The following is a 22529-nucleotide window of genomic DNA, read 5'->3' on the forward strand; positions in this document are numbered from 1 at the left end:
AAAGAGGAAAAAGTATTGCTTCACATATTGACAATAAAAAAAGCCGCCTAAAAATTACTTTTTAGACGACCTCTTTTTATTTATTGAGAAAAGCTTTCGGGCCAAATACCTCCGGGCCGATCCATTTTAAGAATCTTTCTTTTTAGCACCTTTTTTCTTGCGATGTTTAAGAACTTCAGCTTCCCTGAAGAAAATGATCTCTTCAGCAATGTTGGTTATAAGGTCTCCTATCCTCTCCACCTTTTTAATAACTGAAAATAACAACATTACCTGATCGATCACTTGAGGGTTTGCCTTTACTTCTTCAGAAATAATTGCGAAAGATTTCATGTTTATTTCATTGAGGATTTTATCTTTCTTGAATACCTTCCGGGCCATTTTAGTATCTGAATTAGTATACGCCAGGGTAATGTCATCAAGCATGGATAAACCCGTGGTGAACATCTCCTCAACTCGCATCCTTTCCAGCAATCTTGGTTCAATTTGCGTATCTATCTTCACAATATAATTTGAGATCCCATAAGCATGATCTCCTACACGCTCCAGGTCAAAATTGATTTTTCTTAAAGCCAGAACAAAGCGTAAATCGCCGGCAACAGGATTGTGAAGTGCGATGAAGCGTTCACAGTCGCGGTCGATTTTAAGATCAAGCGCGTTGACCCTGTTTTCTGTATGCATCACTTCTTCGGCAAGATCACTATCGTGGTTAAAGAATGCTTCCTGTGCATTTTCCAGCTGCTTTTTACAAAGCTCCAGCATTTCTAGCCCGGCCGAATTTAATGCCTCTCTATTTTGATCTAAACTTATCATGATGTATTATTTTATCCGAACCTACCGGTAATATAATTCTCGGTTTGCTGTTTTTCGGGATTGGTAAATAGCTTTTTTGACTTATCGTATTCAATTAGATCGCCCATGTAGAAGAAAGCGGTATAGTCACTAATTCTCCCAGCCTGCTGCATGTTATGGGTTACAATAACTATTGTATATTTTTCTTTAAGCTCATAAATAAGTTCCTCAATTTTGGCAGTTGAAATTGGATCCAGGGCAGAGGTAGGCTCATCCATAAGAATAATGGATGGCTCTACAGCCAGGGTACGGGCAATACACAACCGTTGTTGCTGACCACCAGACAGGGCTAAAGCAGATTTATTAATATCATCCTTGACCTCATTCCACAAGCCAACCTGCTTAAGGGAATCTTCAACTTTATCTTTTAGGAAACTTTTATCCTTTATGCCCTGAATCTTAAGGCCATAAGCCACATTTTCATAAATGGATTTAGGAAAAGGATTAGGCTTTTGAAAAACCATTCCAACCTGTTTCCTAAGCTGTTCAACATTGATTTTTTTCTTGTTGATATTTTCCCCGTCAATGAGAATTTCCCCCTCCATTCTAAACCCCTCAATATAATCATTCATGCGGTTAAAAAGGCGGAGAAAAGTTGACTTTCCACAACCTGAAGGTCCAATAAATGCTGTAATCTTATTTGCTCTGATGTTCATGTCGATTCCTTTTATCGCCATAAAATCATCATAAAAAACCTTAACCCCTTTAGTCTGGATTTTATGTTTCCTTTTCAGGGATTTATCTATTGTATCTTTTTTTTCTTTCATTCTATTTTAATTTACTCTGCCACCTGTTCCTGAAGTACACTGCAATTCCATTCATTACAAATGTAATTAACAATAATATAATGATGGCTGCAGCGGCATTTGTTTCAAAACCATGCTGGGGCCGTGAGATCCAGTTAAAGATCTGTATGGGCAGTACTGAAAATTCATCCATTGGAGATGCGGGCGCAAAGGGCACATATGCCAGGGCTCCAATAACAATTAAAGGAGCTGTCTCTCCAACTGCCCTGGAAAGAGCAAGGATAATTCCTGTTAGTATCCCTCCAAAAGATGCAGGCAGCAATTGTTGAGAAACCGTTTGCCATTTTGAAGCTCCAAGTGCAAAGGAGGCGTCCCGTATGGATTTCGGAACAGCCTTTATTGATTCCCGTGTGGATACTATGACTATAGGAAGAATTAAAAGTGCCAGGGTAAAACTTCCCGCAATCACACTGGCTCCCATTTGCAGAATCCGCACAAAAACTTCCAACCCAAGAAGTCCGTAAATAATTGAAGGTACTCCGGCAAGATTAGAAATATTGACTTCCAGCAGGGAAGCAAGCTTACTTTTTTTAGCGTATTCCTCAAGATAGATGGCTGCAGCTATTCCTATTGGAAGTGCAATAATAGTGGTAAAGATCAAAATCCAGATGCTTCCCATTAATGCGGTAAAAATTCCTGCTCTTTCTGCTTTTCTGGAAGGTAAACTGGTAATAAAATCCCAGTCAATCCTTTGCACCCCATCAACTATTATTGAACCTATAAAAACGCTCAGGAGGACAAGTCCCAGGAAGGTACAGGCAATACCCCAATATTTAAAAGCCTGGTCTTTGACCCTGTTCTTTCTAATATTATTCATACTTCTCTCTGAATTTTTTCCTAATCTTATAACTAATAGTATTAAGAAGGAAAGTGAAAATGAAGAGTGTAATACCCGCAGCAAAAATTGTTCGGTATTCCAATGTTCCATGCTGCACGTCACCCAAACTCACCTGTACAATAAATGCAGTAATGGTTTCCACAGGAACAGTTGGATCAAAGGTGAGACGTGGTTGCTGCCCTGCAGCAATGGCCACGATCATGGTTTCACCAATTGCCCTTGAGATCGCCAGGATTATGGAAACTACAATACCCGAGGAGGCTGCCGGCACCAAAACTCTGAAGGCATTCTGTAATTTGGTGGATCCCATTCCGTAAGCCGCTTCACGTAATGAGTTTGGCACGGCATGCAATGCATCTTCACTTAAAGAAGAAACAAAAGGAATGATCATGATCCCCATAACCAAACCGGCCGATAGTGAGTTAAATCCCGCAAGCCCTGGAATAAAAGTTTGCAGAAATGGTGTCACCACAGTAAGAGCAAAGAAACCGTAAACTACGGTTGGAACTGCTGCAAGCAGCTCTAAGGCAGGCTTAATAGTCTTCCTGAAGCTACGAGGTGCATATTCACTAATGTAGATACTTATTGATAAACCTATCGGCACTGCAAATATGATTGCAATAAAGGAAGTCAATAAAGTACCCGACAATAATGTAATGATCCCAAAGTTCTTATCGGTGTACAGCGGTGTCCATTGTGTATCTGTAAAGAAATCAATTATGGACACCTCTCTAAAGAAAAGTATAGCTTCAAAAGAGAGCACCAGGATTATCCCTACAGTAACAGCAATAGTGACTAAGGCACTGGCCTGCAGTCCTCTTTCTATTACCGTTTCTTTAAGTTTTCGCATGTGATCTAGGGGAATAATCCGGGGCATTAGTGCCCCGGAAGATTTTATTATTGAGCTGTGTGTTTTTCTACAAAGGCAGCAAATTTCTCCTGCTCCCTTTTGTACTCTTCATCAGTTAAAGGCACGTAACCTACATCAGCTAAAAGCTCTGGAGCTTCTGTCAAATAGAAATTCACGAAATCGATCACCTCGGGATTATCAAGAGAAGAGCTATTTACATAAATGTACAGCGGGCGGGAAAGTGGTGCGTAGCTTCCGTCACTTACGGTTTGTGTAGAAGGTTCAACACAACCTTCACCTCCATCAACTGCTACCATTTTAAGTTTATCTGAATTTTCTTCGTAATAAGCCAATCCAAAGAACCCAAGACCATATTTATCACCAGAAACTCCCTGTACAAGTACGTTATCATCTTCACTGGCGGTATAATCTCCCCTGCTGCTTCCGCTGGTACCTACAATGGCTTCAGTAAAATAATCGAAAGTTCCAGAGGCCACTCCTGGTCCATAAAGACGGATCTCTTCATCTGGCCACGTCGGTTCGATTTGATTCCATCGCTTAATATTCCCTTGTGCTGAAGGTTCCCAGATTCTTTTTAACTGGTCAACGGTAAAACAAGATACCCAGTCATTTTCTGGGTGTACAATCACAGCAAGACCATCATAAGCCACTTCCAGTTCAACAAAGGAAATTCCATTTTCTTCTGCTATGGCTCGTTCATCTTCTTTAATTGGTCTGGAAGCATTGGTAATTGCCACTTCTCCCCTACCAAACTTTTGAAATCCTCCACCGGTACCCGATACTCCAATGGTAACATCGGTATCTGGTGCTTCGGTGCGATATTCTTCGGCTATAGCTTCAGTAACAGGATAAACTGTGCTTGACCCGTCAATAGCTATGGTAGTTCCATTTCCACCGCCTTCTTTTTTGGTATTTCCGCAGGAAGCCAGGGAAATTGTTATTGCTGTTAATAAAATAAGTTTTTTCATAATTTGTCTTTGTTATAATTGTAATTCAAGTTGTAATCTATACATAAGGCCATCGTCCAGCCCCAAATTCATATCGGTATAGCTAAGATCGGTCTGCACTTTTAGTTTATGGCCCACAAAATATTTAGAGAGAGCAAGAGTATATTGGTTCTCTAATGCCTGTGCCACTTCATCTTTAAGGTCAATATTCGTATATCTCCCCACGAGCTGCAGGTTGTTCCCAAATAAATAACCGGCCTGCAGGTTGATCCCACTACCCGCATTTACAGCATCACCCGTTAAGCTCCCATCTGTATCCCTTGCAAAAATGTCTTCGGCATCGCGGTAGGCATATTCCCCCATCGCAGAAAATCCCTCATACTTAAACATCGCATCCACAAAAATGGTAGAGATATCGGTCTCGAAAAAGCCATTTTCTATGAACATGTAGTTTCCTGCATTAGATCTGGTTCTAACAGCATTGTCATTATAGTCATAGGAAAATCCCACAGCCAGTTTAGGACTGTCTTCCCGGACAAAGTCGGCTCCCGCGTAATCTTCAAAATTTCCCAAAGGCAGGAATTCCAGTCTCGCAGTATATTGATAGCCACCAAGGTTACCGGTGGTCACATTGCGACCTTCACCCTGGGCAATAGATAATGCTTCTCTCATAATGAAATCTCCGCCTAGTGATGTTTCATGATGTAGCTGTATTCCAAGATCACGCCCCAGGTTGAAACGGCTGTTAACCAGGGAACGATCTACAGTTTCAAGGCTTCCTGAAGAGATCAACTGCTCTCTGTTTCCCGGCAATTTTGTCTGGCCGGCCCATAGTTCAAAATTCTCGTAAAAATTCCACATTACTACTGCATCAAGAATATACCTTGGTGCATCACTGGTGAAATCTGAAGCTCCCGAGATGTCCCTGTTGGACAAACCAAGTTGTAATTTATATTTTAGACGGGGTGAATAAGCAAAACCGTCAAATTTAAGACGCGCGCGTCGTATAAGGAAAGCAGATTCTCCTGTTCCAAATCCATCATCTTCGGTAATCCCCCAGTCAGAAGTAAAGAGAGTCTGCATTCTCAAGCCCATCTTCATACTGTAGGAGCTATCCTGGGCTACCACGTTAACAAGGCCTTTTCCAAATTTATTCTCTGTAATATCCTGACCATAAAACTGAATGGAAAGAAATAGGCTTATGACTGTTAACCAGCCGGTTCTAATTCTCATGATTTCTTAATTTTTGTCACTGCAAAGAACAAGAACGAATGTTAATTTAATGTTACCCCGAAATTATCAATAAGTAAAAAGGTTGCCCAAAAGGACAACCTTACTACATACATCTAAATCGACAAAAACTAAGAATATATGAGTTTTCAAAAATGCCATTTTCAACCTTCTTTAATGTTACCTTAATTTAAATTTTAGATTAAGATTTTTATAACCAAACTGCTTCGGGGCGGTGAATTTTTTTTTCTAACTTGTACTCAAACCAACCTCAAATTTGAGCAAATCATTTCTTAAAAAGTACGGTTCCTTTATTATAAGTTTTGGCATTTTGGCTATTTTGGTGATCCTGTATTTTACTTATCCACCTTTTCAAAAATCATTACAGGAAGCATGGAGTGTCCTGCTTAGCGAGGATGAACAACGTATTCAGGAATACGTGCAGCAGTTTGGGGCCCTGGGTCCCCTGGCCATTATTGTCTTTATAATCCTGCAAATGTTCCTCATCATATTTCCCTCCTGGCTGCCCATAATTGTTGGGGTGCTGGCCTTTGGATTCTGGTGGGGAATTTTGATCAACCTGGTGGGAGTGGGAATTGCCTCTACCCTTGGTTATTTTATCGGAAAAAGATTTCAGAATGTATTTATCAGCGAAAAGAAATATGAAAAGATGAAGTTTTGGATTAAAAACTACAGTTTTGGAACTGTAATACTTTTTAGGGTTTCACCGTTCTTTTCAAATGATGCGATAAGCTTTATTGCAGGAATCTTCAGAATGAGCTATAAAAAGTTCATCCTCGCCACTTACGCAGGAATGATCCCGCTGTCACTTGCGGTAGGTTATTTTTCCACCGATATTGATAAGCTGGAAAATGGCCTCTACTGGATAGGTGGGATAGGAGCCGCTCTATATGCCATTTATATTTATATTGACCATAAAAGAAAAAAGAAAGATGCAAAAAAATAAATTCCCGGTTGAAGAAGTAAGGGCGCAGTTTCCTGCTTTAAATTTTAAAAATAAGGAGCAGGTTTTTCCAATTTATTTTGACGGCCCCGGCGGCACCCAAATGGTGCAATCCTGCATAGATCGAATGCTGGAATATATAGAAACCGGAATGGCTAATCTCCACGGAACTTTTTCCACCAGCCAAAAGACAGATGCTTTACTCGAAGAGGCAAAAGAAGCAGTGGGAGATCTCCTTAATTGTTCTGCAAAAGAAGTGGCGTTTGGTCAAAACATGACCAGCCTGGCATTTCAGGTTGCAAACAGTTTGCGAACTCTGTTGCAGGAAGGGGATGAAATTTTAGTAACCCAACTGGACCACCGTGCCAATGTGGACCCATGGATCTACCTGGCAAAAGAGACCGGTGCAACTGTGAAATGGATTCCTGTTGACAAAGAAAAACTGGTGCTCGATCTTAGCGATCTTGACAGCCTCATCAACAAGAATACCCGGGTGGTGGCCATTGGCTTATCCTCCAATCTTACAGGAACCATAAGTGATGCAAAAAAGATCTTTGAAACGGCTAAAAAGGTAAATGCGATCACTATAGCAGATGCAGTACACGCAGTACCTCATTTTCTCGTAGATAAACAAGAGCTGGGAAGCGACCTTCTCTTTTGCTCTGCCTATAAGTTCTTTGGACCACACCTGGGAATCGCTGCAATTAAAGAAGAACTTTTTGAACAACTGGAAATCGCGAAACTTAAACCCGCTCCAAACCAGATTCCCTATAAGCTTGAAACCGGCACCCAAAATCATGAAGGGATCGCCGGACTTTGCGGCGCCATAAGCTTTATCGAATACCTTGGCAGCGGAAATTCCCGTCGACAAAGACTTAGTTCGGGAATGCAAGCCATAAAAAGCCATGAAGAAGAGCTAATGACAGAACTGCAAAGTTTCCTGAATTCAATCCCTGAAGTAACTCTTTATCGTGCCGGAAATGAGGTGAACAAAACTCCCACTTTTGCTTTCAAAATTAAAGGCATTCACTCCCGGGAGGCCACAAAATTTTTTGCTGAAAAATTTAATCTGTGTATTGCCGATGGTCACTTCTACGCCTCTACCATGGCCGAAGTTTTCCCGGTGATGGAAACCGGGGGTTGGATAAGGATTGGGCTGGCCCCGTACAACACCCTCGGAGAGATCGCAATATTCAAAACTGCACTTAAAGATCTCCTCCTCATGAAATCCTAAAAAATGATCGTTCGGGTAATAAAATTCTTCGCCAAAGGCCTGCTGGCTTTTTTAATGCTTTTGCTGCTGTACTTCGTGGCGGCATTAATAGGTTCGGCCATTCCTGTGAATTCAGACAGGCAGGCTGGTGGAGATATTACTATCTACCTCCGAACGAACGGGGCTCATACAGATTTTATCTTTCCGGTAGAAAATGACGTCATGGATTGGGAGCAAATGATCGATTCCACGTATATCCTCTCTAAAAAGGGAAATTACGATTACATTTCCTTTGGCTGGGGAGATCTGGAGTTTTACCGGAACACACCGGAATGGAGTGACCTTACCTTTCCCACAGCCATGCAGGCCGTTTTCCTGCCAACCCCCTCGGCTATGCATGTAGAATTTGAATCCCCTCCCCGTTTCGATCAGCCTACTGTGCCTATCAAAGTAACAGAAGAGGAATACCGAACACTTGTGGATTATGTAAGTTGGAGCTTCCAGAAGGATTTTTCTGGAAATGTGAGACCGGTTCCCGATTTGCATTACAATCAAAACGACGCCTTCTTTTATGCAAAAAGGTCCCTCAACTCTTTTTACACCTGTAATACCTGGGTGAATAATGGTTTAAAAGAAGCTGGTCTACCCGCTTGTTTATGGACCCCTTTTGACGAAGGCATCTTCTACAAGTACCATTGATTTTATACATATTTTAAGATGTAGCGGCTTAAGATTAAATGTAAAAATCTTAACTTCAGCCTTATACGTTTTAAACCAACCCGTCAAACCACATTTTTATGAGTAATCTAAAAAAGATCACCGAGCTTCTTGGAGATGAAGCTTCCTACCTGCTAGAACACCGCAGTGAAAAGATTTCTAAAGAAAGATTAACCATTCCCGGCCCTCATACGGTTGACAATTTTGCTGAAAGTGACCGCAATCCACAGGTCCTCAAAAGTATTTCCCAACTTTACAACCATGGTACACTTGGAGGAACAGGTTACCTCAACATTTTACCTGTTGACCAGGGAATAGAACACAGCGCGGCTGCCTCTTTTTATAAGAACAAGGATTATTTTGATCCCGAAAATATCATCAAACTTGCCCTGGAAGCAGGCTGCAACGGTGTAGCATCAACCTTTGGCGGTCTTGCATTACACGCGCGAAAGTATGCACACAAAATTCCTTTTGTTGTGAAAATCAATCACAATGAGCTGCTTACTTATCCCACCAAATACGACCAGATCCCCTTTGGAAGTGTTCGCGAGGCGTGGGACATGGGTGCGACTGCAATTGGCGCTACCATTTACTTTGGAAGTGAAGAAAGTACCCGACAGATCCAGGAAATAACTGCAGCGTTTGAAGAAGCCCACCAGCTGGGAATGGCAACTATTCTTTGGTGCTACACCCGGAATTCAGCTTTTAAAAAGGACGGAAAAGATTACCATTCGGCCGCCGATCTTACCGGACAGGCGAACCACATTGGAGTCACCATCAAAGCCGATGTGATCAAGCAGAAACTTCCCGAAACCAACTTTGGATTCCAGGACATCAACTTTGGAAAGCACTCAAAAGAAATGTACGAGAGTCTTTCCACAGATCATCCTATCGACCTTTGCCGGTTGCAGGTTGCTAATTGCTACATGGGGAAAATTGGGTTAATCAACTCCGGTGGTGGCTCCGAGGGAGATTCAGATTTTAAGGCGGCAGTAAAAACGGCGGTCATTAATAAACGTGCCGGCGGCTGCGGACTCATTATGGGAAGAAAAGCATTTCAAAGGCCACTAAAAGACGGAGTTGAGATCCTGCAAAGTGTACAGGAAGTATACCTGACAGATGAGATCACCGTGGCTTAGAGAGTATTGAGAAGTTAGTTTTGAGTATTGAGATATTTACAAACCTGCAGGGTATTTGAATGAAACCGCTGTCAGGGCCATAAGCCGCTGACAGGGTTGCGGAAGAACCCTTTCTGGGTTTGGAACCCTGAAAGGGTTGACCTAACTCAGAAAAAAACCTCACAGATTTTGAGAATCTGTGAGGTTTGAATAAAAATTTTTTTTTACTGCTTACTAAAGACTGCGCACTGCCTACTGATTAAAAAGTACCTTCCGCTTAGGCTTTTCCACGTTCGCGTTTACCGGTTCTCCAAAAAGGTCAAAATCGGCAGCATCTGTGATCTTTACTTCGTAGAAATCTCCCGTCTTCAGGTAGATCTTCGTCGCGTCGATCAAAACTTCATTATCCACATCGGGGGAATCGTGTTCGGTTCTTCCCACATAGTTTTCGCCTTCTTTGCGGTCGATAACCACCCTAAAGGTCTTTCCAATTTTCTGCTGATTCAGTTCCCAGGAGATCTGCGACTGAATTTCCATGATCTCATTGGCTCTCTCCTGCTTCACCTCCTGTGGCACATCATCTTCAAGATTATAAGCATGTGTATTCTCTTCATGAGAATAAGTAAAACAACCAAGACGTTCAAAACGCATGTCTTTTACCCACTGCTTCAGCTCTTCAAAATGAGCTTCAGTTTCTCCGGGATACCCAACAATAAGAGTGGTTCTAATTGCCATATCGGGCACCCTGTTACGGAATTCCTTCAGTAAGTTTGTTGTTTTCTCATGAGTGGTTCCGCGGCGCATTGATTTCAGAAGATCATCAGAAATATGCTGTAACGGAATATCCAGATAGTTACAAACCTTAGGCTCCCGCTTCATCAGGTCCAGAACATCCATCGGGAAACCGGTTGGGAAAGCATAATGCAACCTTATCCATTCAATTCCCTCCACCTTCACCAGGTTTTCAAGAAGCTCGGCCAGATTTCGCTTTTTATACAAGTCAAGCCCGTAATAAGTAAGATCCTGCGCAATAAGAATAAGCTCCTTCACTCCCTGGGCAGCAAGTTTCCTTGCTTCCTCTACCAGGCTTTCAATTGGAGTGGATTTATGCTTTCCGCGCATAAGCGGAATCGCACAAAAAGAACATGGGCGGTCACAACCTTCAGCGATCTTGAGGTAAGCATAATTCTTCGGAGTTGTGGTAAGACGTTCCCCTATTAGTTCATGCTTATAATCGGCTTCCAGGGCGGCAAGAAGTTCGGGCAGCTCGGTAGTTCCAAAGTATTGGTCAACGTTAGGGATCTCTTTTACAAGATCTGGCTTATAGCGTTCACTTAAACAACCGGTCACAAAAACCTTGTCCACTTCTCCCTGTTCCTTTAATTCTACGTATTCTAAAATGGTATTTACAGACTGTTCTTTTGCGTTGTCAATAAAACCACAGGTGTTGATCACCACTATATTTCCTTCCTGCTCATGCACTACATCTTTGTTGTTCGCCTTAAGCTGCCCCATAAGGATCTCACTGTCATAGACGTTCTTGCTGCAGCCAAGGGTGACCACATTGATCCTGTTCTTTTTTAATGACTTTGTTCTCATACTATAGATTTTCACCCGTCAAACCTCACAAGGATCTAAAACTTAAGAAGTTTCAGAAAATAAGGTCTTTCAAAGCGGGTGCAAAGATACAACCTAAAATGACAAATCTAACATTCAAGGGTTTAAGCTTTTGAAATTCCCGTATAGCGAAATCTTTCCTCATGCGAACTATTATCCCAGATCAAAGACCCTGAAATAAATTCAGGGTGACGCCATTTCTTTGATTCGTCATGCTGAACTTGTTTCAGCATCTCATGTTGAAGACCCTGAAATAAATTCAGGGTGACGCTTTTTGAGTTCCTATCTCCTTGTTCTTTTGATAAATTCCTCCTGCAGGAGTCGTGTAATTTCCCCTTTTTGAGAAGTAAATACTTCTTTACCTTCTATGGTCACAGAAGATACAGGAGCGATCTGAGTAGTGGTGCCGGTGAGAAAGATCTCATCTACTTCTGAAAGTTTGGCGACAGGGAAAGCTTCCTCCTTTAAAGGAATTTCCAGACTATTACAAAGTTCTATCACCACCTTTCTCGTAATGCCGGAGAGGATCTGCCGGTCTTCGGGATGGGTATATACAACATCATCTTTAACGAAGAAGATCGTGGTATGGGAGCCTTCAGTGAAAACGCCGTTGCGGAATAAAAGGTTTTCATCATATCCGGCGGAAATGGCGGCATCATTCGCCATGGTATTTGCAAGTAATGCTGTCGATTTGATATCGCACCTGTGCCAGCGAAGATCTTCGGAAGCCATTACTTTCCAGAACCTATTTTTAAAATTAGACAAATCCACCCGGAAAGCATAAAGCAATAAAGTTGGCTCTGCATCTTCGGGAATGAAGTGAGAACGAGGTGCCTTTCCGCGGGAGATCTGCAGGTAAACTGCAGCATCTTCCGAAGAAAAAGAGGAACGTTTTACCGCCTCCAGCATCAGCCCCTCCAGGATCGAAGCATTAAAATCAATACTCATTTCCTGCAGACAATACCTTACCCTTGCCAAATGATCCTGCAGCCGAAAAGGTTTTCCGCTGTAAAAAGGGGTCACCTCATAGATCCCATCCCCGAACATGAAAGAACGGTCAAAAACCGAAACAAAAGCGTCTTCAGGTTTTTTCCATTTATCATTCAGGAAAACTTCGGCAGGATAGGTTTTTTTGTTTTTCATTTAAAGGCTTCTTACCAATATTTGTATAAAAAACTCAGCGTCTCAATTATTTAGATCCTAAAAGCACATTTTGAAAAGCCTGCAAGCTTTTCCCTGAATTTATATCGTGACCCAGTTCTGATAAGGCACGTTCCAAGGCACCCAGAACCGCAATGAGATCATTGGCAGATACCGAGCCCATATGGCCGATCCGAAAGTACTTAGATTTAATATCTGATAGTAGTCCACCGGCGAGAATCACATCACTTTTGGCTATTTTTGAAAGTAGCGCCGCACCATCTATTCCACCTGGATAATAAGCAGCAGTAAGTGTATTAGCTGCTATTTCATTTCTTTCAGGTATTATCTGAAGGTTCAAGGAGGAGATTCCCGCCCGAAAAGCTTTTGCCAAAATTTGATGCCTTTTTACTCTTTCCTCTACGCCTTCTGCAGCTATGATCTTAAGGCTTGTTTCTAAGGCAACAATTAAATTAACTGCAGGTGTTCCGAAATACGAAGGTCTTCTTTCTTCATAAGCTTTCATTATTGGCAACCAGTTGTTCCAATCGGCATAATAGTTAGATACAGGCGTTTTTCTTTTTCCCCAGGCTTCCATAGCTTTCTGCGATGCTACTAGAAGGGCGAGTCCGGGAGGTACACCAATGGCTTTTTGAGATCCTGTTAAAACAACATCGAGCCCCCATTCATCCTGATCTATCTCTTCACCCGCAACCGAGCATACACCATCTAAAATACTAAGGGTGTTATATTTTTTGGCTAATTTCGCTATAGGTTTTGGATCTACCAATACTCCGGTAGAGGTATCAACATGAGTAATGGTCAAAGCTTTATAATTGTTGGTTTGAAGCTCTTTTTCAACTGCTTCCAAACTCACTACTTCACCTGTGGGAGCTTCCAGGATGGTAGTGTCAGCACCATAGCGATCCAGTATGTCTTTGAACCTTTGGCCGAAGTATCCTGTGGAGATCACCAATACACGATCCCCTTGTTCCACTAGATTGGCGGCTGCCATATCCATAGCCAAAGTGCCGGTTCCGGCGACGATAAAAGGTTGGCCTTTTGGAGACTTCCATACTTCTCGCATAAGCTCAAGGCTGTTCCCAAAAGTCTCTATAAAATCTGGTGCAACATGACTTTGAGTCGGCATTCCCATGGCCTGTAAAACTTCCGGTTCAAATTCTATAGGACCGGGAATCATAAGTAGCTTTCTGCCTTTCATTATTTTCTATTTATCGGATGCTCTAAAATAATAAATGCGATATACCTGGATATCGAATTTATTAATCAATTTTATTAATTTATTTATCGAGAACAGGCTCCCGTTCAGTAACAGTTTCATGTTCTTTAAACTGATTACTTGTATTTTTTTCGCCTCCCGCTTTTAAAGCTTTTTCTCCGGCAAAGAAGCTCTTGTGATCATCTCCAAGATCGGAACCTGCCATACGCTGATGTTTGACACAGGAAACGCCCTTTCGGATTTCCTGTCTTTGAACCCCTTTTACATATGCTAACATTCCCTCTTCAGAAAAATAACCTGCTGTTAGGTCATTCATGTGAAGGGCAGTTGTGTGATAGGTTGGCAACGTGATCAAGTGATGGAAAACCCCTGCTTCTCTTGCAGCATCGATTTGGAATGTTTTAATCTTCCTATCTGCTCTAAAGCATAATTCGGTATCATCATATTCCGAACACATTAAATTATTTCTGTCATAACCGGTCATATTTTCCCCTTCTGCAAGCATATCATCATAAGCCTGGTGACGGAAGTTTAAGGTCCAGTTAAAAGATGGTGAGTTATTGTAAACCAGCTTGGCATTGGGTACAACTTTTTTTACCCTGTTCACCATGTGGGCAATCTGTTTAACATTAGGGGTCGGAGTCTCGATCCATAGAAGATCTGCTCCATTTTTAAGACTTGTGATACAATCTAATACAACCCTGTCTATGTTTGAACCATCTTTAAATTTATATAAACCATTAGCCAATCGTACGGGACGCATTAATTTCCCGTCTCTTTTAAGAAGAACATCGTCTTCTTTGGCATCGTTGATTTCAATTTCTTCAGCTTCTATAAAAGCTAAATACTGAGATGCCAGATCCCCCGGCTCCTGACTTACCGGAAGCTTTTGAGTTAAACCGGCACCTTCGGAATCTGTTCTCGCTACTATAATCCCGTCTTCCACACCTAATTCTATAAATGCATATCTGATAGCATTTAATTTGGCAATAAAATCTTCATGAGGTACAGTAACCTTTCCATCCTGATGTCCACATTGTTTGGCATCAGAAACCTGATTTTCGATCTGAATGGCACAAGCTCCGGCCTGGATCATTTTTTTAGCTAATAAATAGGTCGCTTCTTCATTCCCGAAACCGGCGTCAATATCGGCAATAATAGGAACTACGTGTGTTTCAAAATTATCAATTTGATCCTGCACATCTTCTCCTTTCTCGAGTCTTTTGAAGAGATCGTTTAACTCAATAGCATCTGCCTGGCGTAAGAAATCATAAATTTCATTTATTAATGAAGGAACAGCAGTTTTTTCGTGCATGGATTGATCTGGCAGCGGTCCAAATTCTGAACGTAACGCAGCAACCATCCACCCGGAAAGATAAAGGTATTTTTTACTGGTAGTTTTGTGATGCTTTTTGACAGCTATCATATTTTGCTGCGCCACAAAACCATGCCAGCTACCCAAGGACTGGGTGTATTGGGATGGATCTGCGTCATACTCTGCCATATCTTTTCTCATAATGGCCGCTGTATATCTCGCAATATCCAAACCTGTTCTAAACCTGTTTTGGGTAACCATCCTGGCAGCGCTTTCAGGATTTATTGAATTCCATGTTTCTCCATATTTTTCTTTAAGATTTTTTACAGCCTCTAATGCAGAGCTATAATTTGTTTGTGGTTGATTTTTCATAATTTTGTTAGATGTTATTTATTATTAATAATTAGATCCTGTTGATTGTTGCCGCAATCGCAGGATTGCTTTTTTTTAGATGTATTGATATGCGGGGAGGGTTAAGAACTCTTCAAACTTTTCTGCAAGAACCAGTTTGTCAAAGAGCTCTATAGCGAGCTTATAGCGGTTGTTCTCATTAGAGTTTCCTCGGTATTCTTTTAAGATTTTTTCTACCTCATCATTCAAAAGGTCGATGTATAATTCCGTATTGAATTTGCGTCCGTCTTCCAGTACGACTTCGTGCTTTAACCATTGCCATACCTGTGTTCTTGAAATTTCGGCAGTAGCTGCATCTTCCATTAAATTATACAGCGCTACAGCACCATGACCTCTCAACCAGGCTTCTGTATATAAAATCCCGACATTGATATTTTTTCTTATCCCGGCTTCCGTAACAGTACCTTTCGGTATTTCCACAAGGTCTTCTTCGGAAATATTCATGTCTTCACGAGTGACGTGTAATTGATTTGGCATTGGCATGTGTTTGTTAAACTCTGTCAGTGCTACTTCCACTAATGCCGGATGCGCCACCCATGTACCGTCATGGCCATTTTTAACTTCCCGCTCTTTATCTTTTCTTACTTTTTCTATAGCAGCTGCGTTGGCCTTTTCATCATTTTTAATAGGAATTTGAGCAGCCATTCCGCCAATAGCATGGATGCCACGTTTATGGCAGCGTTGAATAACTAGCTTGGAATACGCCTCCATGAAAGGAGTGGTCATTGTAACCTGGTCACGGTTTGGCACCACAAAATTCGGGTGGTTCCTGAATTTCTTGATGTACGAAAAAATATAATCCCAGCGACCGCAATTGAGCCCTACGATATGATCTTTAAGTTCATATATGATCTCGTCTAACTGAAAACTTGCAGTAATGGTCTCAATAAGAACGGTTGCTTTAAAAGTGCCTTTAGGCACTTCCAGGAATTCCTGGGCAAAAGTGAACACTTCATTCCACCAGCGTGCTTCAGTATAGTGCTCCAACTTTGGAAGATAGAAGTAGGGGGCAGTATTATTCTTCAACAAGGTTTGCCTGTTGTGGAAAACATACAAACCGAAATCCACAAGACTACCTGAAGTTTCTTCCCCATTGATCAGAATATGTCTTTCATTTAAATGTAGCCCTCTGGGCCTGACCATTAAAACTGCTGTCTCATTATTTAGGCTGTAAGATTTACCACGATCTGAGTCTACCAGTGAAATTGTTTTATTATTGGCATCTATAAGATTTTGTTGGCCTTCAATAACATTTTGCCAAGTGGGTGCAGTACTGTCCTCCAGGTCTGCCATAAATGTCCTGGCTCCGGAATTAAGTGCGTTGATCACCATCTTTCTGTCTACAGGGCCTGTAATTTCTACCCGTCTGTCCTGTAAATCTTCAGGGGTTTTGCCCGCACTCCAATCACCTTCCCTAATGGATTTTGTCTCTGGCGGGAATTCAGGCAACTTTCCTTCATCAAAAACCTTTTGCTGGTTTATTCTTTTTTCTAAGAGAGAAAGTCTTTCTCCATTAAATCTTTCATGAAGTGCCGCTATAAAATTTAGGGCATTATCTGTCAGGATTTCTGGATAATAATTCTTTACCTCTTCTGAGAATTTTAAAATAGATGTTTTTAAGGTTTTGGCTTCCATGGCTTTAATGTTTTACATGACAATATTACAGGAAAGTTTTTTAAAAAACAAGCGAACGTTCGCTAAAACTAAATATTCGCAAATTACTAAGATTCGCAAAAATGCCTATATTTGAAATATGGAAGAAGATTACATCAAATTAATATTTGGCCTGAAGCTAAAGCAGATAAGGACTGAGAAGAATTTGTCTTTATTCGGGTTGTCGAAACTTTCCGGTTTATCAAAGTCTTATTTAAATGAAATTGAAAACGGAAAAAAATACCCTAAACCAGATAAAATAGCTTTGCTTTCAGATAAACTGGAAGTTCCCTATGATCAAATGGTCTCTTTAAGGCTGGATAAAAATTTAGCTCCAATTGGGGAACTATTACAGTCTAAAATTCTAAAAGAGATCCCATTGGATCTCTTTGGCATTAAGGAAAGTAATCTAATAGATATAGTCGCCAATGCACCTACAAAAGTAACTGCATTTATAAGTACTATTATTGAAATTGCACACCATTACAGCTTTAGCAAGGAAAGCTTCTTTCTGGCTGCTGTACGTTCTTTTCAGGAAGCGAATAATAATTACTTTGATGAGTTAGAACAACAGGTTTTAAAGTTCTCAAAAGCTTATCAGGTAGAACTAACAAGGTCTCTTACATCCAAAGATCTGGAGGAGATCCTTACTGAAGAATACGGTTATACCATTAACGATAGCGAATTAAGTAAAAATGAGGCCCTAGGAAACCTGCGGTCAGTACTTGTACCTCAAACCAATACGCTGTTGCTCGCTAACGGGATCGATGAATCCCAACGCACCTTTATTTTCGCTAAAGAAATCGCATATAATTATCTGGAAATAAAAGACAGGCTTCATACTTTTCCCTGGATCAAATTCCAGAGGTTTGATCAGGTGCTCAATAATTTCTATGCCTCATATTTTGCCGGTGCACTTGTCATTCCTAAAGATGATTTGACTTCACAACTAGAAACTATTTTTGAAAAAGAGACCTTTGATGAAGCTCTTTTTCTTCAAATGCTGGAAGGCTTCAACGCTTCCCCGGAAACATTTTACCAGCGATTGACCAATATCCTGCCCAAAGCGTTTAATATTAAAAATTTATTCTTTTTAAGGTTTACTCATAAGGCAGGCACAGAACAATTTTACCTGAACAAGGAACTTCATTTATCACATCAGCATTCCCCGCGGGCCAATGAAACCAATGAGCATTATTGCAGGCGATGGGTTTCTTTGAGAGGTTTAAAAGAAATAAGTAAAAGTAAGAAACCTCATGAGTTTGGACTTCAAATTTCTCATTATCCCAGTCATGGGACAACTTATTTAGTGATCTCGTCGGCAACTAAAGATCCTTTCCGAAACAACCAGTATAGAAGTATAAGTATTGGTTTATTGATGAATAAGCAACTGGAGCGGAAGCTTAAGTTTTTGGAAGATCCAACTATTACCCGGCGCGAGGTTGGAGTTACCTGTGAACGCTGTGGTATTATTGATTGTGAGGTAAGACAGGCTCCCTCAGTTATTCTGGATAAAGAAGCTAAGAATAAGAAGATAGAAAGGATCGTAGATGAATTAAATGCCAGATTTCAGGCCTAATAGCGTTCAAATAAACCCTTTAAACTTTCGTTGAAGAAAATTTTTAAAAACACTGCACAAAAAACCGTGAGGTAATTATCTGAATGGCTTCGGTTTATTTAAAGGAAATATCTTCCGCAGCAACCTACGAAATAACCTGCTGCTGCACCCAGATACTAAAAGAGGTTTCATAAACCCGGGTGAGAATGATCACTGCTGCGCCAATGCCCACCAGCCACCAGGAATAGGTTTCCCGTTTCACCTGGATTGCTGCAATCATCCCCAGAATAAGGTAAGGAAGCATAAGGAGCAGGTTTGGCCATAGCCAGGCGCCGCCAAATATGATGACCGTCTTCATGACGATATAAAAAATACTGTAAATAAGGATGATCTTGGTAAGGATCACCAGGTTTCTGTACGACATATTATCTGTAATTCCCCGGTGGTTTTCTTAAGTAATTCAACTGTTCAAAACTGTTCCCGATATTTAAAAGTTTATCTTCTTCAAAGGGTTTTGCAATGAAGGTAATACTCTTAGGTTCCCCCGAAGATTCAAAACCTGCAGGAACTGCCAATGCCGGATATTTTGCCACCGCAGCGTAAGCCGCATGGTAATTATTAATTGAAGCAACTGCATCGAGGTCGTATCTTTCCATAGGCTCATCAAAAAACTTCCTGCCGCTCTCCTGAAGCTGTGCAGAGATCCTTTCCAGCTCTTCGGCACTGGTAGTATCGGCCACTATGGCGTCAAAAAGCTGCTGCCCATAAGGAGCTCTAATAAGGCTGTCTTCAAGGTTGTACTTCACAATCGCTTCCACATTATTATAAGTCACTTCCTTTCCGGCATAATTAGAAAGATAAACAGGCAAATCTTTTTTCATATCAGCGCTGAGCAAGGTTAGGAAGTTGTCGAGAGAAACCTGCTCCTCTTCAAATTCTATAATGGCGGCGCCGCTTTCTTTCATCGCCTCCACAGCATTGTTGTATAGAGAATCTGTCAAAAGGGATTTCATGACGCCAATCCGCTTTCCACGAAGACCATCGGGAGTCAGAGCTTTTACATAATTTTTCCCTCCGCCTACAGAGGCAGGATCTTCTGAGTCTTTTCCGGTAAGGGCGTTGAGTAAAATAGCATTATCAATGACGTATTTTGTCATAGGTCCGGGGGTGTCCAGGGTGCCCGAGATTGGGATTATCCCTGTTCGGCTTAGTAGTCCTATCGTTGGTTTTAATCCTACCACAGCATTCTTCGAAGCCGGAGAAAGTATGGAGCCCGCGGTTTCAGTTCCAACTGCAGCTACAGCATAATTTGCGGCCACCGCCACTCCACTACCTGAACTGGAACCTCCTGTTTCAAACTTCTTTCTTCCGTAAGGATTTAAAGTTTGCCCGCCTACTGCACTGTATCCCAAGGGACAGCCATCACAAAAGTAATACGCCCATTCGCTCAAATTTGCTTTTCCCAGGATGAGTGCATTATTCTCTTTTAACCGGTCGACAATAAAGGCATTTTTGGAAGGTTTATTTTCAGCCAGAATCAAAGCTCCGGCGGTAGTTCTCATATTGTCGGTATTGATATTGTCTTTCAACAATATGGGCATACCATATATTGTATTTTCCCTGCCTTCAGGAACTCCTTTTTCATCAAGCTTTCTTGCCTCGGCAACTACATCGGGGTTAAGAGCGATAACTGCGTTGAGCGACATTTCATTATTGCTCTCAAATTCCCTAATGCGATAAATGTAGAAAAGCGTGAGATCTGTGTAGCTCAGCTTTCCGCTCTGGATAGCACGTTGTATTTCAGGAATGCTTCTTTCAAAAATAACCGGCTTCAGGGATTCATATTTTTCCGCAGAAAAAGCAGAAAGCTCCTTCTCAAAAGGGCGCCATATTTCATTCTTATCTAAAGTCTTTGAATTGATAAGTTTAAACCTCATCCTTTCATTCTCATGCTGCGCCTGTTCTTTAAGCTGGGCAGTTTCATCCTGTCGCTCCCACAAAACGGCAGGTTCTTTTACAGCTGCCTCCTCTTCTTTCTGAACTTTGCAGGAAGTGGCCATAAGAAATACCAAAAAAGGAATGAAAATTTGCTTCATGAGTTATGGTTTAGACGGAAAGATTATTTAAAAAAGGAATCCACAAATTCATATTTGTTGAAAACCTGCAGGTCTTCAATTCCCTCTCCCACCCCTATGTATTTTACGGGGATCTGGAACTGGTCACTAATTCCTATCACAACGCCACCTTTTGCTGTGCCATCAAGTTTAGTCACGGCCAGGGAAGTCACCTCGGTAGCTGCAGTAAACTGTTTTGCCTGCTCAAAGGCATTTTGTCCCGTAGAACCATCAAGAACCAGGAGAACTTCATGCGGCGCATCGTCCACCACCTTTTGCATCACTCTTTTCACCTTGGTAAGCTCATTCATTAGGTTTACTTTATTGTGAAGACGCCCGGCAGTATCAATGATAACCACATCGGCATCTTGTTTTACGGCACTTTGAACAGAGTCAAAAGCTACAGATGCAGGATCACTTCCCATACTTTGTTTTACAATTGGAACATCCACCCTGTCTGCCCAAACCTGAAGTTGATCAATAGCAGCTGCCCTAAAAGTATCGGCTGCACCAAGCACTACTTTTTTACCTTCTTTTTTGAACTGGTAGGCAAGTTTTCCAATGGTAGTAGTTTTACCCACCCCATTCACACCTACGACCATGATAACGTAAGGCTTTTTATTTGTGGGCACATAGAAATCGGTTGCTTCGCCCGAATTTGTTTCGGCCATTAAAGCCGCGATCTCTTCCCTAAGGATCTTGTTAAGTTCATCTGTTCCAAGAAACCTGTCCCGGGCCACACGAGCTTCTATTCGGTTAATGATCTTCACTGTAGTTCCCACTCCCACGTCGCTGCTCACCAGCACGTCTTCCAGGTCATCCAGCACCTCATCATCAACTTTGGATTTACCGGCGACTGCTTTCCCCAATTTGGAAAAGAAATCGGTTTTTGATTTTTCGAGGCCTTTGTCCAGGGTCTCCTTTTTCTCACGGGAGAAGATCTTTTTAAATAAACTCATTATGTGGTATGGTCTTAGTATTTATAAAAATGGCAATATACCCACGGGCAACATGCCGAGGGTAAATATACACAAAAACAAAAAGCCGTCCCGATGCGTATCGGGACGGCCTTCAAAATATTTTGAAAATAACTTATTTCTTATTAAGGAAGTCATTTACCATTTCAGGAGCCATAATTCCTTCAACAAAAGTATAGGCACCGGTCTTTGGAGATTTAACCATTCTAATGGCTTTAGTTAGCCTCTTTGATCCTGTCTGTAATGTTGCTACTGATTTCTTTGCCATGACTTATGCTTATTTAATTTCTTTATGAACCGTCATTTTCTTTAGAATTGGGTTGAATTTCTTCAGCTCCATTCTATCTGGCGTGTTCTTTTTGTTTTTTGTAGTAATATATCTTGAAGTACCGGGTTTTCCCGTTGCTTTGTGCTCTGTACACTCTAATATAACCTGAACTCTGTTACCTTTCTTTGCCATTTTACTGCGTCTTAAATGTTGGGATTACTTGGTTAAAAAGCCTTTTGCACGGGCATCTTTAATTACTGCAGCAATTCCTTTTTTATTAATTGTCTTAATTGCAGAAGTAGATACTTTTAAAGTGATCCATTTATCTTCCTCAGGGATATAAAAACGTTTTTTAACCAAATTGGCGTCAAATTTACGTTTTGTCTTGTTCATCGCGTGGGAAACGTTGTTTCCAACCATTGCTTTCTTACCTGTAAGTTCACAAACTCTTGACATTGCTCTATACTTTAACTCGTTATTTCAAAACAGGCTGCAAATTAACGATTTTTTTACCTAATAGCCAATAGAGAATAAAAATATTTTTCTGAAGCTGCTCTTTATTTACTTTTCCTGAAAAAGCTTCTGAAAATGCCACTTTTGACACCTAAATGCTCTTCTTTCTTTTGTCGCTTCGGAAGTTTTACTGACATTAATTTTCATTCCCAGCCTCCCGAAAGTTCCTG

At 41.2% G+C, this 22529-nt stretch carries 22 protein-coding genes; 5 read left to right on the forward strand and 17 right to left on the reverse strand.

All coding sequences use genetic code 11. The features are described 5' to 3' along the window. Positions 1-126: 126 nt before the first annotated feature. The 6 genes from phoU to LA313_RS11365 are packed head-to-tail and all read right to left on the reverse strand — an operon-like array spanning position 127 to position 5544. On the reverse strand, positions 127-810 hold the full coding sequence (phoU, locus tag LA313_RS11340; protein WP_228915031.1) for a phosphate signaling complex protein PhoU: 684 nt from the start codon (positions 808-810) through the stop codon (positions 127-129). Positions 811-821: 11 nt separating this feature from the next. Beyond that, entirely contained in the window at positions 822-1616 is a 795-nt protein-coding gene (pstB, locus tag LA313_RS11345) for a phosphate ABC transporter ATP-binding protein PstB (protein WP_228915033.1), read from the reverse strand. Between the two features lies 1 nt (position 1617). After that, a complete protein-coding gene (gene pstA / locus LA313_RS11350) occupies positions 1618-2472 on the reverse strand; it encodes a phosphate ABC transporter permease PstA (protein WP_228915035.1) in 855 nt (284 codons plus the stop codon). Next, positions 2465-3370: a phosphate ABC transporter permease subunit PstC gene (gene pstC / locus LA313_RS11355; protein WP_228915037.1), complete on the reverse strand. Its 906-nt coding sequence runs from the start codon at positions 3368-3370 to the stop codon at positions 2465-2467. The genes pstA and pstC overlap by 8 nt, the downstream gene beginning before the upstream one ends. 20 nt (positions 3371-3390) lie before the next feature. Then, positions 3391-4332, reverse strand: a complete 942-nt coding sequence (locus tag LA313_RS11360; RefSeq protein WP_228915039.1) for a PstS family phosphate ABC transporter substrate-binding protein — start codon at positions 4330-4332, stop codon at positions 3391-3393. Between the two features lie 12 nt (positions 4333-4344). After that, positions 4345-5544, reverse strand: coding sequence for a porin (locus LA313_RS11365; protein WP_228915041.1), 1200 nt, complete (start codon positions 5542-5544; stop codon positions 4345-4347). Positions 5545-5818: 274 nt separating this feature from the next. Between LA313_RS11365 and LA313_RS11370 the strand changes: the two genes are divergently transcribed. The 4 genes from LA313_RS11370 (at position 5819) to LA313_RS11385 (ending at position 9574) form a co-directional block, all read left to right on the forward strand. Further along, positions 5819-6508: a TVP38/TMEM64 family protein gene (locus tag LA313_RS11370; protein ID WP_228915042.1), complete on the forward strand. Its 690-nt coding sequence runs from the start codon at positions 5819-5821 to the stop codon at positions 6506-6508. Next, on the forward strand, positions 6495-7739 hold the full coding sequence (locus tag LA313_RS11375; RefSeq protein WP_228915043.1) for a cysteine desulfurase-like protein: 1245 nt from the start codon (positions 6495-6497) through the stop codon (positions 7737-7739). The genes LA313_RS11370 and LA313_RS11375 overlap by 14 nt, the downstream gene beginning before the upstream one ends. A 3-nt stretch (positions 7740-7742) precedes the next feature. After that, a complete protein-coding gene (locus tag LA313_RS11380; RefSeq protein ID WP_228915044.1) occupies positions 7743-8417 on the forward strand; it encodes a TIGR02117 family protein in 675 nt (224 codons plus the stop codon). 98 nt (positions 8418-8515) lie between these two features. Next, positions 8516-9574, forward strand: coding sequence for a class I fructose-bisphosphate aldolase (locus LA313_RS11385; protein ID WP_228915045.1), 1059 nt, complete (start codon positions 8516-8518; stop codon positions 9572-9574). Positions 9575-9805: 231 nt separating this feature from the next. Here LA313_RS11385 and rimO read toward each other — a convergent pair whose 3' ends face one another. The 5 genes from rimO to aceB all read right to left on the reverse strand — a co-directional run bounded on the left by rimO (position 9806) and on the right by aceB (position 16911). Then, complete coding sequence (gene rimO / locus LA313_RS11390) at positions 9806-11152, reverse strand: 30S ribosomal protein S12 methylthiotransferase RimO (RefSeq protein WP_228915047.1); 1347 nt, start codon at positions 11150-11152, stop codon at positions 9806-9808. A gap of 300 nt (positions 11153-11452) precedes the next feature. Then, positions 11453-12313 carry an aminotransferase class IV gene (locus LA313_RS11395; protein WP_228915048.1) on the reverse strand — a complete coding sequence of 287 codons (861 nt, stop codon included), beginning with the start codon at positions 12311-12313 and terminating at the stop codon, positions 11453-11455. Positions 12314-12359: 46 nt separating this feature from the next. After that, on the reverse strand, positions 12360-13532 hold the full coding sequence (locus LA313_RS11400; protein WP_228915049.1) for a pyridoxal-phosphate-dependent aminotransferase family protein: 1173 nt from the start codon (positions 13530-13532) through the stop codon (positions 12360-12362). Positions 13533-13611: 79 nt separating this feature from the next. Next, on the reverse strand, positions 13612-15237 hold the full coding sequence (locus LA313_RS11405) for an isocitrate lyase (protein ID WP_228915050.1): 1626 nt from the start codon (positions 15235-15237) through the stop codon (positions 13612-13614). A gap of 75 nt (positions 15238-15312) precedes the next feature. Continuing rightward, positions 15313-16911, reverse strand: a complete 1599-nt coding sequence (aceB, locus tag LA313_RS11410; RefSeq protein ID WP_228915051.1) for a malate synthase A — start codon at positions 16909-16911, stop codon at positions 15313-15315. A gap of 118 nt (positions 16912-17029) precedes the next feature. On the opposite strand from aceB, the gene LA313_RS11415 reads away from it, so the two are divergent. Further along, positions 17030-18508, forward strand: coding sequence for a helix-turn-helix domain-containing protein (locus LA313_RS11415; RefSeq protein ID WP_228915052.1), 1479 nt, complete (start codon positions 17030-17032; stop codon positions 18506-18508). A gap of 124 nt (positions 18509-18632) precedes the next feature. On the opposite strand, the gene LA313_RS11420 is transcribed toward LA313_RS11415, so the two are convergent. From LA313_RS11420 to rpmB, 6 genes are all read right to left on the reverse strand, one after another. Continuing rightward, positions 18633-18911 (reverse strand): hypothetical protein, encoded by a 279-nt coding sequence (locus tag LA313_RS11420; protein WP_228915054.1) that lies wholly within the window; start codon positions 18909-18911, stop codon positions 18633-18635. Between the two features lies 1 nt (position 18912). Further along, entirely contained in the window at positions 18913-20583 is a 1671-nt protein-coding gene (locus tag LA313_RS11425; protein WP_228915056.1) for an amidase family protein, read from the reverse strand. A 23-nt stretch (positions 20584-20606) separates the two neighbouring features. Continuing rightward, complete coding sequence (gene ftsY / locus LA313_RS11430; protein ID WP_228915058.1) at positions 20607-21560, reverse strand: signal recognition particle-docking protein FtsY; 954 nt, start codon at positions 21558-21560, stop codon at positions 20607-20609. A gap of 133 nt (positions 21561-21693) precedes the next feature. Continuing rightward, positions 21694-21846, reverse strand: a complete 153-nt coding sequence (locus LA313_RS11435; protein WP_228915060.1) for a DUF4295 domain-containing protein — start codon at positions 21844-21846, stop codon at positions 21694-21696. 9 nt (positions 21847-21855) lie between these two features. After that, positions 21856-22038: a 50S ribosomal protein L33 gene (rpmG, locus tag LA313_RS11440; RefSeq protein ID WP_029034962.1), complete on the reverse strand. Its 183-nt coding sequence runs from the start codon at positions 22036-22038 to the stop codon at positions 21856-21858. Between the two features lie 24 nt (positions 22039-22062). Continuing rightward, positions 22063-22302: a 50S ribosomal protein L28 gene (gene rpmB / locus LA313_RS11445; protein WP_029034961.1), complete on the reverse strand. Its 240-nt coding sequence runs from the start codon at positions 22300-22302 to the stop codon at positions 22063-22065. Between the last annotated feature and the right edge of the window lie 227 nt (positions 22303-22529).

The sequence above is a fragment of the Salinimicrobium sediminilitoris genome (assembly GCF_020866905.1).
Classification (GTDB): Bacteria; Bacteroidota; Bacteroidia; order Flavobacteriales; family Flavobacteriaceae; genus Salinimicrobium; species Salinimicrobium sediminilitoris.

Excerpts from the sequence above, each read along its gene's own strand:
- phoU (WP_228915031.1), bottom strand. The coding sequence starts at position 810 with ATGATAAGTTTAGATCAAAATAGAGAGGCATTAAATTCGGCCGGGCTA.
- ftsY (WP_228915058.1), bottom strand. The coding sequence starts at position 21,560 with ATGAGTTTATTTAAAAAGATCTTCTCCCGTGAGAAAAAGGAGACCCTG.
- rimO (WP_228915047.1), bottom strand. The coding sequence starts at position 11,152 with ATGAGAACAAAGTCATTAAAAAAGAACAGGATCAATGTGGTCACCCTT.
- LA313_RS11415 (WP_228915052.1), top strand. The coding sequence starts at position 17,030 with ATGGAAGAAGATTACATCAAATTAATATTTGGCCTGAAGCTAAAGCAG.
- pstA (WP_228915035.1), bottom strand. The coding sequence starts at position 2,472 with ATGAATAATATTAGAAAGAACAGGGTCAAAGACCAGGCTTTTAAATAT.
- LA313_RS11425 (WP_228915056.1), bottom strand. The coding sequence starts at position 20,583 with ATGAAGCAAATTTTCATTCCTTTTTTGGTATTTCTTATGGCCACTTCC.
- LA313_RS11395 (WP_228915048.1), bottom strand. The coding sequence starts at position 12,313 with ATGAAAAACAAAAAAACCTATCCTGCCGAAGTTTTCCTGAATGATAAA.
- LA313_RS11365 (WP_228915041.1), bottom strand. The coding sequence starts at position 5,544 with ATGAGAATTAGAACCGGCTGGTTAACAGTCATAAGCCTATTTCTTTCC.
- LA313_RS11375 (WP_228915043.1), top strand. The coding sequence starts at position 6,495 with ATGCAAAAAAATAAATTCCCGGTTGAAGAAGTAAGGGCGCAGTTTCCT.
- rpmB (WP_029034961.1), bottom strand. The coding sequence starts at position 22,302 with ATGTCAAGAGTTTGTGAACTTACAGGTAAGAAAGCAATGGTTGGAAAC.
- LA313_RS11420 (WP_228915054.1), bottom strand. The coding sequence starts at position 18,911 with ATGTCGTACAGAAACCTGGTGATCCTTACCAAGATCATCCTTATTTAC.
- LA313_RS11380 (WP_228915044.1), top strand. The coding sequence starts at position 7,743 with ATGATCGTTCGGGTAATAAAATTCTTCGCCAAAGGCCTGCTGGCTTTT.
- LA313_RS11400 (WP_228915049.1), bottom strand. The coding sequence starts at position 13,532 with ATGAAAGGCAGAAAGCTACTTATGATTCCCGGTCCTATAGAATTTGAA.
- pstB (WP_228915033.1), bottom strand. The coding sequence starts at position 1,616 with ATGAAAGAAAAAAAAGATACAATAGATAAATCCCTGAAAAGGAAACAT.
- LA313_RS11405 (WP_228915050.1), bottom strand. The coding sequence starts at position 15,237 with ATGAAAAATCAACCACAAACAAATTATAGCTCTGCATTAGAGGCTGTA.
- aceB (WP_228915051.1), bottom strand. The coding sequence starts at position 16,911 with ATGGAAGCCAAAACCTTAAAAACATCTATTTTAAAATTCTCAGAAGAG.
- LA313_RS11435 (WP_228915060.1), bottom strand. The coding sequence starts at position 21,846 with ATGGCAAAGAAATCAGTAGCAACATTACAGACAGGATCAAAGAGGCTA.
- pstC (WP_228915037.1), bottom strand. The coding sequence starts at position 3,370 with ATGCCCCGGATTATTCCCCTAGATCACATGCGAAAACTTAAAGAAACG.
- LA313_RS11360 (WP_228915039.1), bottom strand. The coding sequence starts at position 4,332 with ATGAAAAAACTTATTTTATTAACAGCAATAACAATTTCCCTGGCTTCC.
- LA313_RS11385 (WP_228915045.1), top strand. The coding sequence starts at position 8,516 with ATGAGTAATCTAAAAAAGATCACCGAGCTTCTTGGAGATGAAGCTTCC.
- rpmG (WP_029034962.1), bottom strand. The coding sequence starts at position 22,038 with ATGGCAAAGAAAGGTAACAGAGTTCAGGTTATATTAGAGTGTACAGAG.